This window comes from Variovorax sp. WDL1 (assembly GCF_001541225.1).
Lineage (GTDB): Bacteria > Pseudomonadota > Gammaproteobacteria > Burkholderiales > Burkholderiaceae_C > Variovorax.
Window position 1 is genome coordinate 1 of record NZ_LMTS01000047.1, and the last position, 16,173, is coordinate 16,173.

Here is a 16,173-nt window from a genome sequence, read left to right on the forward strand (position 1 = left end):
TCGCTTGCCACACGGGAGGCGTCCATATAAGACAAACATGCAAAAGCGCTTGCCCCTGGCACGCCTCAGGATCGTCTCGATCCTTTTCTCGATCGCAGCAGCGGCCGCCGCTGCCACGACGCCGGCGTTTGCCGCCTTCCCCGACAAGCCCGTCAAGATAGTCGTGCCATTCGCACCGGGCGGCGGCACCGATCTGGTCGCCCGGACCATGGGCATCGCCATGGGCGAGGCCTTGGGTCAGCCGGTCATCATCGAAAACAAGCCCGGTGCGGGCACGATCATCGGGACGGACGCGGTCGCGAAGGCCGCTCCTGACGGTTACACGATGGTGATGGCGACCGTGGCGCATGTGGTGAACCCCAGCATCCAGAGCAAGCTCCCCTACAACTACGAGAAGGCTTTCGCGCCGGTCATGCTGGTCGGCGTCTCGCCAAATGTGCTGGTCGTGCGGGCGGACAGCCCGCTCAAATCGGTCAAGGACCTCATCGACGCAGCCAAGGCGAACCCGGGCAAGCTGTCGTTCGCCTCGCAAGGCGCGGGCACGTCGGCGCACCTTGCGGGGGAACTCTTCAAGAACCTGACGAAGACGAACATCACCCACGTCCCCTACCGCGGCGCGGGTCCCGCGATCACCGATCTGCTGGGCGGCCAGGTGGACGTCATGTTCGCGACCGCGGCTGCAGTGGGCGCTTTCGTCGAAAGCGGCAAGCTGCGTGCGCTGGCAGTGACCACGGCGACGCGATCGCCCGCCCACGCCTTGGCGAAGGTTCCCACGATCGCGGAAAGCGGTGTGCCGGGTTATGTGGCCGACAGCTGGTACGGCCTGTATGTGCCCGCAGGCACTCCGGCCGATGTCATCGCCCGCCTGAACGCAGCCGCCAAGAAGGCGGTCCAGACGGAGGCCTTTCGCAAGCGCGTGGAAGGAGAGGGCCTGGTGATCAACGGCGGCTCGCCGGCGGACTTCGACAAGTACGCCAAGGGTGAAGAGGCCCGTTGGCGCAAGGTCGTCAAGGAAAACAACATCACCAACGAATGACGGAGGCGGTGAAATGACCGAACGACTGATCGAGCTGGAAGTTGCCGACGGTATCGCCACCCTGTGGCTGAACCGCCCGGACAAGCGCAACGCCATGAGCGACGACATGCGCACGCAATTCATCGCGGCGCTGGAGCATGTGACGTACGACAAGGCGATCCGTGCATTGGTGCTCACCGGACGCGGCAAGGGCTTCTGCGCCGGTGGTGATGTCGCCGGCATGGAGCGGCGGATGCAGGCGCCTGCAGGCGAGGTCGGCTTCAACGGGTGGAGCCGCCAGCAACGAGTGCACCACACCCAATCGCTGCTGCACACCATGCCGAAGCCGACGATTGCAGCGGTCAACGGGGCTGCTTCCGGCCTTGGTGCCGACACGGCGCTGGCGTGCGACTTCATCATCGCTTCGGATGCGGCGAGCTTTACCTGGTCGTACATCCATCGCGGCATCGTTCCAGATGGCGGTGGCATGTACTTCCTGCCGCGCCGGGTAGGCCTCTCGAAGGCCAAGGAACTCATCTTCAGCGGCCGGAAGGTCGAGGTCGAGGAAGCCCTGCGCCTCGGCATCGTCGATCGCCGGTCGGACGCCGAGTCCCTCGTCCCCGACGCGCAGCGCTGGGCGGCCGAGATGAGCAAGGGGTCTGCCACCGCGCTGGCCCTGGGCAAGACGATCCTCAACCAGAGCTTCGAGATGTCCGCGCACCAGGTGTTCGCACAGGGCAGCCAGGCGCAGGGCATTTGCTACACCAGTACCGAGCATCGCGAATCGGTGATGGCCTTCCTGGCCAAGAGCAGCGCAAAGAAGGAGACGACCCAATGACCGAACTGAACTCCATGGGCAGGCTGCTCAAGCCGCGCAGCGTCGCAGTGATCGGCGCTTCGGCGGATGCCGCCAAGACCGCCGGCCGGCCGGTGGCCTACCTGCGCAAGCACGGCTTCACGGGCGAGATCTACCCGGTCAATCCTCGTGTCGGGTCGATCGACGGCCTGACCTGCTATCCCGACATCGCCTCGATCCCCGGAACGCCCGACGTCGGCATCGTGCTGCTGGGTGCCGAGCGTGCGCACCAGGCCGTCCGGGAGCTCGCGGCCAAAGGAACTGCGGCCGCCATCGTTCTCGCCAGCGGCTACACCGAGACCGGGGAGGAAGGCGCGCGTCGCCAGCAGCAGCTCATGGAGGCAGCCGGGAGCATGCGGATCCTCGGTCCCAACACGATCGGACTTGTCAACCTGACCGACAACATCGTGCTCTCCGCCAGTGGCGCGCTCGAGATGGATCACTTTCCGGTCGGGAGCATCGGCGTGGTTTCGCAAAGCGGCGGCATTCTCGGCGCGCTGCTTTCGCGCGCCGCTGCGCGCGGCATCGGGCTGTCGAAGTTGATCTCGACCAGCAACGAAGTGGACCTCGACCTGGCGGATTTTGTCGATCACCTGGCCGAGGACGCGGACACCAAGGTCATCGCCCTGTACGTGGAGAGCGTGCGCGATCCCGAGCGCTTTCGCGCCGCTGCCCTGAAGGCGGCTCGCGCGGGCAAGCCGGTCGTCGCGTTCAAGATCGGTCGCTCCGAAGCCGGCGCGAAGGCCGCCGTCTCGCACACCGGTGCGTTGGCGGGCGCCGACAGCATGTACGACGCGTTGTTCAAGCAGGTCGGCGTGATCCGTGCCCAGACATTCGGCGATCTCCTCGACATCCCGGTCGCACTGGCCACGGGTCGCAAACTGCGCGGCAGGCGCGTCGCCATCCTGACCTCGACGGGCGGCGCCGGAACCCTGGTCTCGGACGATCTTGGCATGCAGGGATTCGAGACACCGCCGCCCGATGCGGCTACGGCCGAGGCGTTGCGTGCATTGCAGACCGGCGATCACGCGGTGCTCGACCGCAATCCCATCGACGTGACCCTGGCCGGCCTGCAGCCGGACCTGCTGCGCGGCGCCATCGACATCCTGCTCAGGAGTCCCAGCTACGACGCGCTGGCGATCATCGTCGGCTCGTCCAGCCTGGCCATGCCGGAGCTGATGGCGGGCGCCATCCAGGATTGCCTTCCCAATTCGGACAAGCCGGTGATCGCCTACGTCAGTCCGCACGCGCCCGAAGTGGCGGCGTTGCTCACGCAGCGCGGCGTGCCTGCCTTTGCTGCGGCCGAAAGCTGCACCTCCGCGCTGGGCGCGATGCTGAACGTCGGCAGCTGGCAGGAGCCCAGGCCATCCGGTGCACCTGCAGCCGCAGTGGCCGTCGACGACCTGCCGCCGGGCTCCCTGGATGAAGCCCAGGCCAAGCAGCTGTTTACCCGCTTCGGCGTGCCCTGCGCGCGTGAGCGAGTGGTGACCACGCCCATCGAGGCCGAAGCTGCGGCGCGCGAGCTGGGCGATCGAGTCGTGCTCAAGATCCTGTCGGCCGAGATCACGCACAAGAGCGATGTCGGCGGCGTTGCCGTGAACCTGACGGCCGAGACGGTGGGGGCGCGCCTGCTGGCGATGGCCGCCGAAGTCGAGAGCAAGGCAGGCGTGCGGCCCCGGCGCTTCCTGGTGCAGGAAATGGTGGGCGGAGGCATCGAGCTGATCCTGGGCATGCACCACGATGTGCTGGGAACGGCCATCCTTCTGGGCATGGGCGGCATCACCGCCGAGCTGTTCAAGGACACCACGATGCGGCTGTTGCCCGCTCAAGGCGGCCTGAGCCGGGAAGAAGCGCTCTCCATGGCGCACGAGCTCAAGACCTGGCCGCTGCTGGACGGTTTCCGCGGCCGCCCCAAGGCCGATGTCGAGGCGCTGGTCGATGCCATCGTGGCCTTCTCGAACATGGCGGCCCAGCTCGGCGAGCGCTTGATCGAGGCCGAGATCAATCCGGTCTTCGTGCTGCCGCAGGGGCAGGGTGTGCGTGCCGCCGACGGCGTGGTCGTGCTTGCCTGAGGGTCGAACAATGCACGCTACGGAAGTCTTCGCCCGCTACGCCGCCGAGTTTCTTCGGCAGCCGCTGCCACCCGAGGTCATTCACCATGCCAAGCGCGCCGTGATCGACTGGTATGCCTCGCTGTTTCCCGGCCTGAGTGCCGCACCCGTGCGGCAGCTCGAGGAAGCCTTGGCCGATGACCTCGACCGCGGTCGAGCATCCTTGGCCGGAGGCCGCGCAGCGACAGCGCGCGCGGCAGCGCTCATCAACGGCACGGCGGCCCATGCAGCAGAAGTGGATGACAGTTTCCGGGACGCCATGTACCACCCTGGTGCCGCGACTGTCGCGGCGGCGTTGGCCGCCGGCCAGGACGTTGGCGCCAACGGGCTCGAGTTCCTGCGGGGCGTGGTTCTCGGATACGAAGTGTCCACGCGCATCGGCGTCGTCATGGGCCGCCCGCACTACAAGTACTGGCACAGCACGGGAACGGTCGGCAGTTTCGGCGCTGCAGCTGCAGCCGGCTGCCTGATGTCGCTGGACGAAGCGGCCTTTGCGCATGCCTTGGCGACCGCTGCCACCTTCGCGGCCGGCCTGCAGCAGGCATTCCGCATGGACTCGATGTCCAAGCCGCTGCATGCAGGCCGCGCCGCAGAGGCAGGCGTGCTCGCGGCCCAGCTTGCAGGGCGCGGCGTCACCGGCTCGCTCGACGTGCTCGACGGCGAGGTCGGGCTGGGTCAAGCGATGAGCAACGGCCCTGACTGGTCTCGCGCCGGTGCGACGCTGGGGCAGGACTTCCACATCACCAGGCTGACCTTCAAGAATCACATCGGCTGCGGTCATACCTTCGCCGCGATCGACGGTGCACTCGAGCTGAAGCAGCGTTACGGTCTCGAAGCCGGCAACATCGAGCGCGTGCACGTGGCGACATACCGGCCGGCACTCGACATCGCCTGCTACACGCATCCGACGACGGCCAACGAGGCGCGGTTCAGCCTGGCTTATGTGGTCGCAACGGCATTGGTGCACGGCAGCGTGCGCCTGGCGGCCTACGAGCCGGCCCGGCTGGAGGACCCGGTCACGCGCGCCCTGATGGAGCGCATCGAAGTCGCTGTCGATCCCGCGCTGGATGCGGCCTTTCCCGGGCAGCGCGCCGCACGCATCGTCATCGAGACCCGCGACGGGCGCCGTCTCGACCACCTGCAGCCCAACCGCAAGGGAGACCCCGAGCAGGCGCTGACAGACGGCGAGCTCGAGGGGAAGTTCCTGGAGTTGGCGTCGCCGGTGATCGGGACCGAGCGTTCCCGGGCGCTGCTGTCGCAGATCTGGGCGCTGGACGGGAGCGCGACGCTGCCGCACGCTTGACCGCCGAGCGCCGGGGCCGCAGCAGCACCCCCCGCGCCTACCCCAGCGCCAGCCTTGTCCCCGTTCCGCCCACGGCCTTGCGAATCCCATCCGGCCCGTAGAAGGGCAGGGCCGCCGCCTGCAGGTAGTGCAGTGCGTTGCGCGTGAAGTCGAGGTGGCCGTGGACCATGGCGCCGTTGCGGCGGTTGCTGGCCTTGGCGGCTTCGGCCAGCTGCAGCAGCGCAGCCCAAGTCTCCTGTGCGGCGATGCCGGCGGCCGTTGCGGCCGCGTCGGCGCCCGCGCGCCCGGGTTCGAAGCCCATGGCCACCTGGGCCGATTCGCGGGCCCGGTCGAGCGCCGTCATGCGGTCGAGCAGGGCGGCCTTGCGTCCGGTCAGCGGCGCCAGGTCGGTGAAGAGACCTTCCTGCATGACCCGCTCTTCCTGCGCCAGCACGCCGAGGAACTCTTCGACGCAGGCCTTCTCGGCCAGCAGATGGGGAAGCAGCATGGCGCTCATCAGGCAAGCTCCGCGTCACGCGTTGCGGTGCTGTTCGACCTGGTAGCGGCCCGGCGGATCATCTTTCTCAGCCCTTGTTCTTGCCGCCGAGCAGATCGTGCACGCTCTTGAGCAGCCCGTCGGCGATGCGCTCGGGATGCACCGTGTACTCCCCGGCGAGGATGGCCCTGCGGATGTCCGCGACGCGTGCCGCATCGAAGTCGGTGTTCGGGCCGCTGGGCAGCGAATGAACCTGGGCCGAGGACAGCTGCACCGCGCCCTTGGCCTGCTCGGCGGCGTCGGCGCCGGCCGTGGGCTGGGCCTTGGCGCCCTTGGCCGCGCGGGAGAGGGGGGTGGCCGGGGAGGCGGGTTGGTCGATTTTCAAGATGGTTCCTCAAAGGGCTGATCGCTTTATCGGCAGGCCGCGCCCGAACTTTAGGGGCAATCCATGCGATCCATGCTACTGCGCCAGCCGGATCTGGCCTTCCTCGTCGGCGACCCCGCTGACCAGGCGGCCGTCGCGGGTCTTGGCCTGGACGGTGGCGCCGATCTCCGCGCGGTTCAGGGCGCGCGCCTCGGTGCTGACGGTGAAGCCGGCCCCTTCCGCGACCACCTGCACCGTCTGGCCCTGCTGGATCACGACCGTGCCGCGCAGCTGCTCGCGCCGCAGCGGCGCGCCGGGCGCGATGCGGTTGGCGGCCACCATGCCCTCGAGCTCGGCCGGGTCGACCACGATCGACTTCGGCAGCGCCGTCAGGTCGCCGGTGCGCGCCGCCACGTCGCCGGCACCCAGCGGCCGGCCGGCCTCGATGGCGCGCGCGGCCACCAGGTAGCGGCCTTCGAGCGCGACGTGCGCCTGCACGTAGCGCGTCCATGGCCGCTCGCCCGGGCAGCGCAGGCCGACCGAGACGCGGCCCCAGGCCGAGGCGCCGTTCGGCAGGAAGGCTTCGAGCGCCTCGCAGGCCGGCAGGGCCGAACGCAGCGTCACGCGGATGCGGGCCTGGCCCGGCAGGCCGGCGGTCTGGGTCTTCAGGAACTGCTCGACCACGCTGCGCGCATCGTTGCCTTCCTGCGGCGTGGCCAAGCTGGCGCCGGCGCCCAGCGCAGCGGTCAAGGCGACCGGGAGAAAGCGAAGGAAGAAGCGGTTCTTGTCCATCATCGGTGAATCGGATTCTAGGAACCGAAGGGCCCGCGCCAAGGTGCGAAGTGCACGCCAAATGCCCCTTTGTTCGACCCATTGCAAAAGCAGGTCGTGCATAGACTCGCTTTCCATCTGTCGCCACGCCTTCCCTGGCCGCGACGCCAAACGATGGAGTCCCCATGATCGACAAGCTGGATGCAGCGCTCCGGTTCAGCCGCGAAGCCCTGAACCTCCGGGCCCAGCGCCAGGAAGTGCTGGCCGCCAACATCGCCCACGCCGACACGCCCAACTACAAGGCACGGGACTTCGACTTCGCGAGCCGGCTCAGCCAGGCGGTGGAGCAGGGCCGCGGCGGCGCCTCGGTGAGCATGGCCACCACCTCGGCGCGCCACCTGCAGGGCGGGGCCTCCGCGATGCCCGATGCCGACCTGCTCTACCGCGTGCCGTCGCAGTCCAGCATCGACGGCAACACCGTCGAGATGGATGCCGAGCGCATCGCCTTCGCCGACAACGCGCTGCGCTACGAGGCCAACCTCACGGTCACCAGCGCCAAGATCAAGTCGCTGCTGGCGGCGGCACAGCAATAAGGAGCCGCAATGCCATTCGCCAGCGCCTCCATGAACATCTTCGACGTCGCGGGCTCCGCGATGGCCGCGCAGTCGCAGCGCATGAACGTGACCGCGAGCAACCTGGCCAACGCCGAGAGCGTGGCCGGCCCCGACGGCGAGCCCTACCGCGCCAAGCAGGTCATGTTCGAGGTCGCGGCCCCGGGCCGGCAGGACATCGGCGGCGTGAAGGTCTCCGGCGTGGTCGAGGACAGCTCGCCGCCCAGGATGGTCTACGACCCCAGGAGCCCGCATGCCAACGCGCAGGGCTACGTGAGCATGCCCAACGTGAACGTGGTCGAGGAGATGACCAACATGATCTCCGCCTCGCGCAGCTACCAGGCCAACGTCGAGGTGCTCAACACCGCCAAGACGCTGATGCTCAAGACGCTGACGGTCGGCCAGTAACCCTTCGACAACAAGCAAGCCCCCAGCATGGCCATCAACGACGCCCTCTCTTCCCTCAACGGAACAAGCTCGGCCGCACAGAGCAGCAACACCGTGAGCGGCTCCGACAGCGAGCAGCGCTTCCTCAAGCTGCTGGTGACGCAGCTCAACAACCAGGACCCGCTCAACCCGATGGAGAACGCCGAGCTCACCTCGCAGCTCGCGCAGATGAGCACGGTCAGCGGCATCGAGAAACTCAACAGCACGCTGTCCGGCCTGGTCAACCAGACCGGCTCCAACCAGGTGCTGCAGGCCGCCTCCTTGATCGGCTACAACGTGCTGTCGCCCGGCAACCAGATCGGCACCTCCGCGCCCAAGGACGGCGAGGAGCCCGCGCCCGTGCCCTTCGCGGTGCAGCTGCCGGGCACGGCGGGCGACGTGCAGGTCAAGATCGTCGATGCCTCGGGCCGCACCGTGCGCACGCTCGAGCTGGGCTCCATGGCCGAGGGCGTGAACGCCGTCACCTGGGACGGCAAGGCCGACGACGGCTCCGCGGTGCCGGCGGGCAACTACAGCTTCTCGGTGATTGCCACCAACGACGGCACGAACGTCGAGGCGACCGCGCTCACCTTCGCGCAGGTCGCGGCCGTCAAGCAGGGCACGAACGGGGTCACGCTGGAGCTGGCCAACGGCCGCAGCATCAGCCTCGACGACGTGCGCATGTACCTCTGAACTGTTCTCCCTTCGGCCGCCGCGCAGCCGCGGCCGGCTGCTTCTTCATGCACAGCAACAAGGATCGATCATGAGTTTCTCCCAGGGCATCAGCGGCCTGAACGTGGCCGCCGCCAACCTCGACGTCATCGGCAACAACATCGCCAACTCGGGCACCGTCGGGTACAAGTCGGCGGCCGCCACCTTCCAGGACATCTACGCCGGTTCGCGCATCGGGCTCGGCGCCTCGGTCTCGGGCGTGGTGCAGAACTTCACCCAGGGCGTCACGCAGACCAGCAGCCGCCCGCTGGACGTGGCCATCCTCAACGGCGACGGCTTCTTCCGCCTCTCGAGCCCCAGCGGCGAGGTGATGTACTCGCGCAACGGCCAGTTCACCCGTGACAAGGAAGGCTTCATCGTCAACAGCCAGGGCCTGCGCCTCACCGGCTACGGCGTGACGGCGGCCGGCGGCCTCTCCGGCGGCACGCCCACCGCGCTGCAGGTGCAGACCACCTCGATGAACCCGAACGCCACCACCGGCGTGCAAGCCGAGTTCAACCTCGACTCGCGCCTGGCCGTGCCGAGCAAGACACCCTTCGATGCCGCCGACTCCGGCACCTTCAACTACTCCAACTCCATCGGCCCGGTGTACGACTCGCTGGGCAATCCGCACGAGCTCACCGCCTACTTCGTGAAGACCGGCGCCAACGCGTGGGATGTCTATGCACAGGCCGACGGCGCGGCGATCGGCGCCGGTGCCATCACCAGCCTCACCTTCGACACCAACGGCAACCTCACGGCTCCCGTCGGCGGCACCTTCAACATCGCGGCCCTGGACTTCGGCAACGGCTCGGCCGCCATGAACATGGCCGTGGACCTCTCGGGCACCACCCAGTTCGGCAATGCCAACGGGATGACCAAGCTCAGCCAGGACGGCTACACCTCCGGCACGCTGACCGCCTTCTCGATCAACCCCGACGGCACCATCACCGGCAAGTTCTCGAACGAGCAGACCAAGCTGATGGGCCAGGTGGTGCTGTCCAGCTTCGCCAACCCCAACGGCCTGGAGCCCAAGGGCGGCAACGCCTGGGCCGAGACCCAGGCCTCGGGCCCGGCGCTCACCGGCACGCCGGGCGAGGGCACCAAGCAGGGCTCCCTCGAGTCGGGCGCGCTCGAGGCTTCCAACGTCGACCTCACCTCCGAGCTGGTGAACCTGATCGTCGCCCAGCGCAGCTACCAGGCCAACGCGCAGACGGTGAAGACGCAGGACCAGGTGGTCCAGACGCTCATCAACATCCGCTGAGCGGCCGCAGGAGTAGCACCCAGTGGACCGCATGCTCTATGTCGCCATGAGCGGCGCCAAGCAGGCCATGGAACAGCAGGCCTCGGTCGCCAACAACATGGCGAACGTCTCGACGCCGGGCTTTCGCGCGCAGGTCAACGCCTTCCGCGCGGTGCCGGTGGTGGGCGAGGAGCCGACCACGCGTGCCTTCGTGGTCGCGACCACGCCCGGCGCCGACTTCAGCCACGGCCCGCTGACGCAGACCGGCCGCGAGCTCGATGTCGCGGTCCAGGGCGACGGCTGGCTGGTGGTGCAGACGCCCGACGGCGGCGAGGCCTACACCCGTGTGGGCAACCTGCAGGTCGGCGCCGATGGCCAGCTGCTGACCATGGGCGCGCGCCCGGTGGTGGGCGAGGGCGGCGCGCTGGTGGTGCCGCCCGGTTCCAAGGTGCAGATCGCGGCCAACGGCGCCATCGCCGCGCGTGGCGCGGGCGATCCGCTGGTGGGCGTGGCCGAGGTCGGCCGCCTCAAGCTGGTCAACCCGCCCACCGCCGACCTGGTGCGCGGCGACGACGGCCTGTTCCGCATGCGCGAGGGCCTGCCGCCGGCCGAGGCCGACGCGGCCGTGACCGTGGTCAGCGGCGCGGTCGAGGGCAGCAATGTCAATCCGGTCGAGGCCATGGTTTCCATGATCGCCCAGGCCCGCAGCTTCGAGATGCAGATGAAGTCGATGCAGACCGCGAACGAGAACGCGCAGTCGGCCAACAAGCTCCTGGCGTACGGCTGATCCCCCATTCAGAAACAAGGACCCACACACCATGACACGTTCGCTCGAAATCGCGAGGACCGGCCTCGATGCCCAGCAAGCCCAGCTGGACGTGATATCCAACAACCTGGCCAACGTCGGCACCACCGGCTTCAAGCGCAGCCGCGTGGTGTTCGAGGACCTGATGTACCAGAACCTGCGCCAGGTCGGCGGCCAGACCTCCGACCAGACGCGCCTGCCTTCCGGACTGCAGGTGGGCACCGGCGTGCGGGTGGTCGCCACCGAGCGACTCCATGCGCAGGGCAACATGACCAAGACCGACAACCCTAAGGACGTGGCCATCAACGGCGACGGCTTCTTCCAGGTGCTGATGCCCGATGGCACAACCGCCTATACGCGCGACGGCTCCTTCCAGACCGACCGCGACGGCCAACTGGTCACCGCGAGCGGCTTTCCGATCCAGCCGGCCATCACCATTCCGCAGAACGCGACCGGCCTGACCATCGGACGCGACGGCATGGTGTCCGTCACGCAGGCCGGCAGCACCGCGACCGTGCAGATCGGCCAGCTCCAGCTCGCCACTTTCCTCAACCCCACAGGCCTTCAGAGCCTGGGCGAGAACCTGTATGCCGAGACTGACTCCTCCGGCGCGCCCAACCAGCTCAATCCGGGATTGGAGGGTGCCGGCATCCTGAGCCAGGGCTATGTGGAATCGTCCAACGTGAACGTGGTCGAGGAGCTCGTCAACATGATCAAGACGCAGCGCGCGTACGAGATCAACAGCAAGGCGGTGCAGACCTCCGACCAGATGCTGCAGCGCTTGGCCCAGCTATGACCTCCCCCAGGTTGGCCCACTTCGTGTGGCCGCCCACCCCCTCACCGGGGGCCCGGCAAAGCCGGTTCCGCGGTGTCCCTGGAAGGGGTGTGGTGGCGTTGGCGGGTCTCGTGCTGGCTGCCGGATGCGCGCAGATCCCGCGCGAGCCACTGGTGCACCAGCCGATGACGGCGCGCGCCAACCCCTACGCGCCCTTGCCGGCGCCGCGCGCGACCGGCGCGATCTTCCGCGACGGGCCGGGCGCCAATGCGCTGTTCGAGGACCGCCGGCCGCGCAACATCGGCGACATCCTGACCATCGTCATCAGCGAGAAGGTCAACGCCAGCAAGAACTCGGGCGCCAACGCGAGCCGCAACGGCAGCCTCACCGCCGCCTTCCCGACCATCCCCAAGCTGCTCGGCGGGCTGCTGGACGACCAGGACGCCAAGCTCTCGGGCAACAACATCCTCACCGCCAAGGGCGGCGCCAACGCCAACAACACCTTCAACGGCGTGATCACCGTCACCGTGGTGGACGTGATGCCCAACGGCAACCTGCTGGTGTCGGGCGAGAAGCAGATGGGCATCAACCAGGGCACCGAGTTCATCCGCTTCTCGGGCGTGGTGAACCCGCGCACTGTCTCGGGCAGCAACACCGTGCCTTCCACGCTGGTGGCCGATGCGCGCATCGAATACACGGCCAAGGGCTACATCGACGAGGCGCAGCACATGGGCTGGATGCAGCGCATCTTCCTGAACGTCATGCCGTTCTGATGGCACTCCCCCAGGTTGGCTCACTTCGTGTAGCCGCGCACCCCCTCACCGAACGCGGCCCGTTGCGGTGCCGCTCTGAAAGAGAGAGTTTGTTCATGAGTTTGTCGCGATATTTGATGTCCGGGATTGCAGCGCTTTGCGTGTTGACGTTCCCAGCCCATGCCGAGCGCATCAAGGAGCTGGCCAGCATCCAGGGCGTGCGCGACAACCCGCTGATCGGCTACGGCCTGATGGTGGGCCTCGACGGCACGGGCGACCAGACCATGCAGACGCCCTTCACCACGCAGAGCCTGAACAACATGCTGCAGCAGCTGGGCATCAGCATCCCGGCCGGCGTGAACATGCAGCTCAAGAACGTGGCGGCGGTGATGGTCACGGCCACGCTGCCGTCCTTCGCGCGGCCGGGCCAGAACATCGACGTCACTGTCTCCTCCATGGGCAACGCCAAGAGCCTGCGCGGCGGCACGCTGCTGATGACGCCGCTCAAGGGTGTGGACGGCGCGACCTATGCGATCGCGCAGGGCAACATGGTGGTCGGCGGCGCCGGTGCCTCGGCCAGCGGCAGCAAGGTGCAGATCAACCAACTGAGCTCGGGCCGCATTCCCGGCGGCGCGCTGGTGGAGCGCACGGTGGAAGCGCCGGTGGGCGGCGAGGGCACCTTCTCGCTCGAGCTCAACCGCTCCGATTTCGGCACCGCGCAGCGCGTGGTGGAAGCCATCAACCGCCAGCTCGGCCCCGGCACCGCCGAAGCGGCCGACGCCCGCATGATCCGCGTGCGCGCGCCGCAGGCGCAGGAGCGCGTCGGCTTCCTCGCCCGGCTGGAGAACATCGAGGTGACGCCGATGCAGGCGGTGGCGCGCGTGGTGATCAACGCGCGCACCGGCTCGGTGGTGATGAACCAGGCGGTGCGCGTCAACGACTGCGCGGTGGCGCACGGCAATCTCTCGGTGGTTATCAACACCGAGCCGGTGATCAGCCAGCCCGGCCCCTTCTCGGGCGGCTCCACCGTGGTCGCGCAGACCTCGCAGATCTCGGTCTCGCAGGGCGGCGGCGCGCTGCAGATGGTGCGTGGCGGAGCCTCGCTCTCGGACGTGATCAAGGGCCTGAACAGCCTGGGCGCCAATCCGCAGGACCTGGTCTCCATCCTGCAGGCGATGAAGAGCGCGGGCGCGCTGCGCGCCGAACTCGAAATCATCTGAGCCCGCGGCATGGCGATGACCACCGACAACCGCAGCGCCGCGCTCGACCAGCGATTCGCGCTCGACGTGCAGGGCGTCGACGCGCTGCGGCGCACCGTGCGCAGCTCGCCCGAGGAGGGACTGAAGCAGGTGTCGCGGCAGTTCGAGGCGCTGTTCATGAACATGGTGCTCAAGAGCATGCGCCAGGCGGTGCCGCAAAGCGGCCTGCTCGACAGCCAGAACGAGAAGCTCTACCTATCGATGTTCGATCAGCAGCTCACGCAGAACCTATCGGGGCGCGGCGTGGGGCTGGCCGAGGCGATGCTCGCGCAGCTGAGACGCGGCCTTCCATCGGCCGTTCCGCAGGGCGATGGCGATGCCGCGGGCATGTCGCTGGCGCCGCCGGGCGGCTTCGCGCTCAAGCCGCAGGCGGGCATTCCGCTGGGCTCCTCGCCTTCGCCGTCAACGCTCCCCGCAACGGCGCCGGCGACGCGCCGCGCCGCGGACCTGAGCCTCTACCAGAGCAACGTCGAACGCCCGCCGGCCACCGTGGATTCACTGCAAGGAAAGGTCGACGCCTTCGTCGAGCGCATGGGCGCCTCGGCACAGGCCGCGAGCGACGCCAGCGGCGTGCCCGCGCCGCTGATCCTGGCGCAGGCCGCGCTCGAATCGGGCTGGGGCAAGCGCGAGATCCGCGCGGACGACGGCACCCCGAGCCACAACCTGTTCGGCATCAAGGCCGATCGCAGCTGGAAGGGCCCGACGGTGGAGACCACCACCACCGAGTACGTGGACGGCGAGCCGCAGAAGGTGCGCGCGAAGTTCCGGGCCTACGGCTCCTACGAGGAGGCCTTCACCGACTACGCGAAGTTCATCACGCGCAACCCGCGCTACGCGAACGTGCTGGCCACCGACGACCCGGCCGCGGCCGCGCACGGGCTGCAGAAGGCGGGCTACGCGACCGATCCGCAGTACGGGCACAAGCTCGTTCGCATCATGCAGAAGTTCAGCTAGGCATAAAGGCGGCCCGGCAAAGCCGGTTGCGCTGTGGGGATGTTGCTCGCCCCCAGGTTGGCTCACTTCGTGTAGCCGCCCACCCCCTACCGGGGGCGACACCAGCGGCCCGGCAAAGCCGGTTCCGCGGTGGGGATGTTGCTCGCCCCCAGGTTGGCTCACTTCGTGTAGCCGCCCACCCCCTACCGGGGGCAACACCAGCGGCCCGGCAAAGCCGGTTCCGCGGTGTTTCACCAAGGGGTCTGGCTTCGCCGGCCTCGATTTTTGCGAGACAAGAAGGACATTGAGATGAAGAACTGGAAGATCGGCACCCGCCTCGGCATCGGCTTTGCGCTGGTGCTGGCATTGCTGGCCATCGTCGCTGGCATCGGCGTGCTGCGCCTGCAGAACGTGGGCAAGGCCATGGAGGAGATGGTGCAGCGCTCGCTGGTGAAGGAGCGCCTGGCCGCCACATGGCTGCAGAACACCAGCAACAACAGCATTCGCACCTTCGCGCTTCTCAAGAGCAACGACGCCGAGGTGCAGGACTTCCTGCAGAAGAACATCACGAAGACCAGCGCGCTCATCTCCGAGACGCAGAAGAAGCTCGAGGGGCTGCTGGACACGCCCGAGGAACAGGCGATCAGCGCCGAGATCAAGAAGCGGCGCAGCGACTACCTGGGCCTGCGCAACGGCATCCTCAAGCTCAAGGCCGAAGGCGGGCAGGACGAAGCAGCCCGGCTCACCAACGAGAAGCTGATCCCGATGCTCGACGCCTACGACGCCAGCATCCGCGGCATGCTGACGCACCAGGCCGCGCGCATCGACCTCGCCGCCGGTTCCGTCGATACGCTCTACCGTTCGGGCCGCATGAACGTGATCGTGCTGGCCCTGGTCGCGCTGGCGCTTGGGGCGGTGCTGGCCTGGCTGCTGACGCGCAGCATCACCCGGCCGCTCAACGAGGCGGTGCAGGTGGCGCAGACTGTGGCCGCCGGCGACCTGCGCAGCGAGGTGGTGGTGAAGACGGGCGACGAGACCGGCCTGCTCATGCAGGCGCTCCAGGGCATGAACGCCAGCCTGGCGCGCGTGGTGGGCCAGGTGCGCAACGGCACCGACACCATCGCGGCGGCCTCCACGCAGATCGCCTCGGGCAACCAGGACCTCTCGACGCGCACCGAGGAGCAGGCGAGCTCGCTGCAGCAGACCGCGGCGTCGATGGAAGAGCTGACCTCCACCGTCAAGCAGAACGCCGACAACGCGCGCCAGGCCAATCAGCTGGCGCTCTCGGCCTCCGAAGTGGCCGTCAAGGGTGGCAGCGTGGTCAGCCAGGTGGTGGACACCATGGCCTCGATCCACGCCTCGTCCCGGAAGATCGTCGACATCATCGGCGTCATCGACGGGATCGCGTTCCAGACCAACATCCTGGCGCTCAATGCCGCGGTGGAGGCGGCACGGGCCGGCGAGCAGGGCCGGGGCTTCGCGGTGGTGGCTTCGGAAGTGCGCAACCTGGCGCAGCGCTCGGCGGCAGCGGCCAAGGAAATCAAGGGCCTGATCGACGACTCGGTGGGCAAGGTCGACGCCGGCACCACGCTGGTGGGCGAGGCCGGCAAGACGATGGAAGAGATCGTGGGCAGCATCCGCCGCGTGACCGACATCGTGGGCGAGATCAGCGCTGCGAGCCACGAGCAGACGCAGGGCATCGAGCAGATCAACCAGGCGATCACGCAGATGGACCAGGTGACGCAGCAGAACGCGGCGCTGGT

General features: G+C 68.2%; 17 protein-coding genes. 14 read left to right on the forward strand and 3 right to left on the reverse strand.

Going from position 1 to position 16,173, the window contains the following annotated elements:
• Positions 1 to 37 precede the first annotated feature (37 nt).
• From APY03_RS07820 to APY03_RS07835, 4 genes are read left to right on the forward strand one after another with little or no spacing between them, the layout of a single operon-like run.
• Positions 38 to 1,036, forward strand: coding sequence for a tripartite tricarboxylate transporter substrate binding protein (locus APY03_RS07820; protein ID WP_068675557.1), 999 nt, complete (start codon positions 38 to 40; stop codon positions 1,034 to 1,036).
• A 13-nt stretch (positions 1,037 to 1,049) separates the two neighbouring features.
• On the forward strand, positions 1,050 to 1,853 hold the full coding sequence (locus APY03_RS07825; protein ID WP_068675559.1) for an enoyl-CoA hydratase/isomerase family protein: 804 nt from the start codon (positions 1,050 to 1,052) through the stop codon (positions 1,851 to 1,853).
• Positions 1,850 to 3,943: an acetate--CoA ligase family protein gene (locus APY03_RS07830; RefSeq protein WP_068675561.1), complete on the forward strand. Its 2,094-nt coding sequence runs from the start codon at positions 1,850 to 1,852 to the stop codon at positions 3,941 to 3,943. Before APY03_RS07825 ends, APY03_RS07830 begins: the two co-directional genes overlap by 4 nt.
• Before the next feature lie 10 nt (positions 3,944 to 3,953).
• The gene (locus tag APY03_RS07835; RefSeq protein WP_068675563.1) at positions 3,954 to 5,285 is read left to right on the forward strand and encodes an MmgE/PrpD family protein; all 1,332 of its coding nucleotides are present in this window, start codon (positions 3,954 to 3,956) and stop codon (positions 5,283 to 5,285) included.
• A gap of 37 nt (positions 5,286 to 5,322) precedes the next feature.
• Here the strand turns inward: APY03_RS07835 and APY03_RS07840 are convergent, their stop codons facing one another.
• The 3 genes from APY03_RS07840 to flgA all read right to left on the reverse strand — a co-directional run bounded on the left by APY03_RS07840 (position 5,323) and on the right by flgA (position 6,919).
• Positions 5,323 to 5,781 carry a flagella synthesis protein FlgN gene (locus APY03_RS07840; protein ID WP_232081256.1) on the reverse strand — a complete coding sequence of 153 codons (459 nt, stop codon included), beginning with the start codon at positions 5,779 to 5,781 and terminating at the stop codon, positions 5,323 to 5,325.
• A 67-nt stretch (positions 5,782 to 5,848) separates the two neighbouring features.
• A complete protein-coding gene (flgM, locus tag APY03_RS07845; RefSeq protein WP_068675565.1) occupies positions 5,849 to 6,145 on the reverse strand; it encodes a flagellar biosynthesis anti-sigma factor FlgM in 297 nt (98 codons plus the stop codon).
• Between the two features lie 75 nt (positions 6,146 to 6,220).
• Entirely contained in the window at positions 6,221 to 6,919 is a 699-nt protein-coding gene (gene flgA / locus APY03_RS07850; protein WP_102906234.1) for a flagellar basal body P-ring formation chaperone FlgA, read from the reverse strand.
• Between the two features lie 161 nt (positions 6,920 to 7,080).
• On the opposite strand from flgA, the gene flgB reads away from it, so the two are divergent.
• The 10 genes from flgB to APY03_RS07900 all read left to right on the forward strand — a co-directional run.
• Positions 7,081 to 7,488 (forward strand): flagellar basal body rod protein FlgB, encoded by a 408-nt coding sequence (flgB, locus tag APY03_RS07855; protein ID WP_068675567.1) that lies wholly within the window; start codon positions 7,081 to 7,083, stop codon positions 7,486 to 7,488.
• 9 nt (positions 7,489 to 7,497) lie between these two features.
• Positions 7,498 to 7,914 (forward strand): flagellar basal body rod protein FlgC, encoded by a 417-nt coding sequence (gene flgC, locus APY03_RS07860; protein WP_068675569.1) that lies wholly within the window; start codon positions 7,498 to 7,500, stop codon positions 7,912 to 7,914.
• Positions 7,915 to 7,941: 27 nt separating this feature from the next.
• Complete coding sequence (locus APY03_RS07865; RefSeq protein ID WP_068675571.1) at positions 7,942 to 8,625, forward strand: flagellar hook assembly protein FlgD; 684 nt, start codon at positions 7,942 to 7,944, stop codon at positions 8,623 to 8,625.
• A gap of 70 nt (positions 8,626 to 8,695) precedes the next feature.
• Positions 8,696 to 9,907, forward strand: a complete 1,212-nt coding sequence (gene flgE / locus APY03_RS07870) for a flagellar hook protein FlgE (RefSeq protein ID WP_068675573.1) — start codon at positions 8,696 to 8,698, stop codon at positions 9,905 to 9,907.
• 22 nt (positions 9,908 to 9,929) lie between these two features.
• Positions 9,930 to 10,673, forward strand: a complete 744-nt coding sequence (gene flgF, locus APY03_RS07875) for a flagellar basal-body rod protein FlgF (RefSeq protein WP_068675575.1) — start codon at positions 9,930 to 9,932, stop codon at positions 10,671 to 10,673.
• 31 nt (positions 10,674 to 10,704) lie between these two features.
• Positions 10,705 to 11,487, forward strand: coding sequence for a flagellar basal-body rod protein FlgG (gene flgG / locus APY03_RS07880; RefSeq protein ID WP_068675577.1), 783 nt, complete (start codon positions 10,705 to 10,707; stop codon positions 11,485 to 11,487).
• Positions 11,484 to 12,239 (forward strand): flagellar basal body L-ring protein FlgH, encoded by a 756-nt coding sequence (locus tag APY03_RS07885; RefSeq protein ID WP_083944221.1) that lies wholly within the window; start codon positions 11,484 to 11,486, stop codon positions 12,237 to 12,239. Before flgG ends, APY03_RS07885 begins: the two co-directional genes overlap by 4 nt.
• A gap of 95 nt (positions 12,240 to 12,334) precedes the next feature.
• Positions 12,335 to 13,438, forward strand: a complete 1,104-nt coding sequence (locus APY03_RS07890; protein WP_068675589.1) for a flagellar basal body P-ring protein FlgI — start codon at positions 12,335 to 12,337, stop codon at positions 13,436 to 13,438.
• A 9-nt stretch (positions 13,439 to 13,447) separates the two neighbouring features.
• A complete protein-coding gene (gene flgJ / locus APY03_RS07895; RefSeq protein ID WP_068675581.1) occupies positions 13,448 to 14,431 on the forward strand; it encodes a flagellar assembly peptidoglycan hydrolase FlgJ in 984 nt (327 codons plus the stop codon).
• Between the two features lie 288 nt (positions 14,432 to 14,719).
• A partial coding sequence (locus tag APY03_RS07900) for a methyl-accepting chemotaxis protein (protein ID WP_068675583.1) occupies positions 14,720 to 16,173 on the forward strand: 1,454 nt, incomplete at its 3' end.

Excerpts from the sequence above, each read along its gene's own strand:
- APY03_RS07890 (WP_068675589.1), top strand. The coding sequence starts at position 12,335 with ATGAGTTTGTCGCGATATTTGATGTCCGGGATTGCAGCGCTTTGCGTG.
- flgE (WP_068675573.1), top strand. The coding sequence starts at position 8,696 with ATGAGTTTCTCCCAGGGCATCAGCGGCCTGAACGTGGCCGCCGCCAAC.
- flgC (WP_068675569.1), top strand. The coding sequence starts at position 7,498 with ATGCCATTCGCCAGCGCCTCCATGAACATCTTCGACGTCGCGGGCTCC.
- APY03_RS07820 (WP_068675557.1), top strand. The coding sequence starts at position 38 with ATGCAAAAGCGCTTGCCCCTGGCACGCCTCAGGATCGTCTCGATCCTT.
- flgB (WP_068675567.1), top strand. The coding sequence starts at position 7,081 with ATGATCGACAAGCTGGATGCAGCGCTCCGGTTCAGCCGCGAAGCCCTG.
- flgG (WP_068675577.1), top strand. The coding sequence starts at position 10,705 with ATGACACGTTCGCTCGAAATCGCGAGGACCGGCCTCGATGCCCAGCAA.
- APY03_RS07830 (WP_068675561.1), top strand. The coding sequence starts at position 1,850 with ATGACCGAACTGAACTCCATGGGCAGGCTGCTCAAGCCGCGCAGCGTC.
- APY03_RS07825 (WP_068675559.1), top strand. The coding sequence starts at position 1,050 with ATGACCGAACGACTGATCGAGCTGGAAGTTGCCGACGGTATCGCCACC.
- APY03_RS07835 (WP_068675563.1), top strand. The coding sequence starts at position 3,954 with ATGCACGCTACGGAAGTCTTCGCCCGCTACGCCGCCGAGTTTCTTCGG.
- flgA (WP_102906234.1), bottom strand. The coding sequence starts at position 6,919 with ATGATGGACAAGAACCGCTTCTTCCTTCGCTTTCTCCCGGTCGCCTTG.
- flgJ (WP_068675581.1), top strand. The coding sequence starts at position 13,448 with ATGGCGATGACCACCGACAACCGCAGCGCCGCGCTCGACCAGCGATTC.
- APY03_RS07885 (WP_083944221.1), top strand. The coding sequence starts at position 11,484 with ATGACCTCCCCCAGGTTGGCCCACTTCGTGTGGCCGCCCACCCCCTCA.
- APY03_RS07840 (WP_232081256.1), bottom strand. The coding sequence starts at position 5,781 with ATGAGCGCCATGCTGCTTCCCCATCTGCTGGCCGAGAAGGCCTGCGTC.
- APY03_RS07865 (WP_068675571.1), top strand. The coding sequence starts at position 7,942 with ATGGCCATCAACGACGCCCTCTCTTCCCTCAACGGAACAAGCTCGGCC.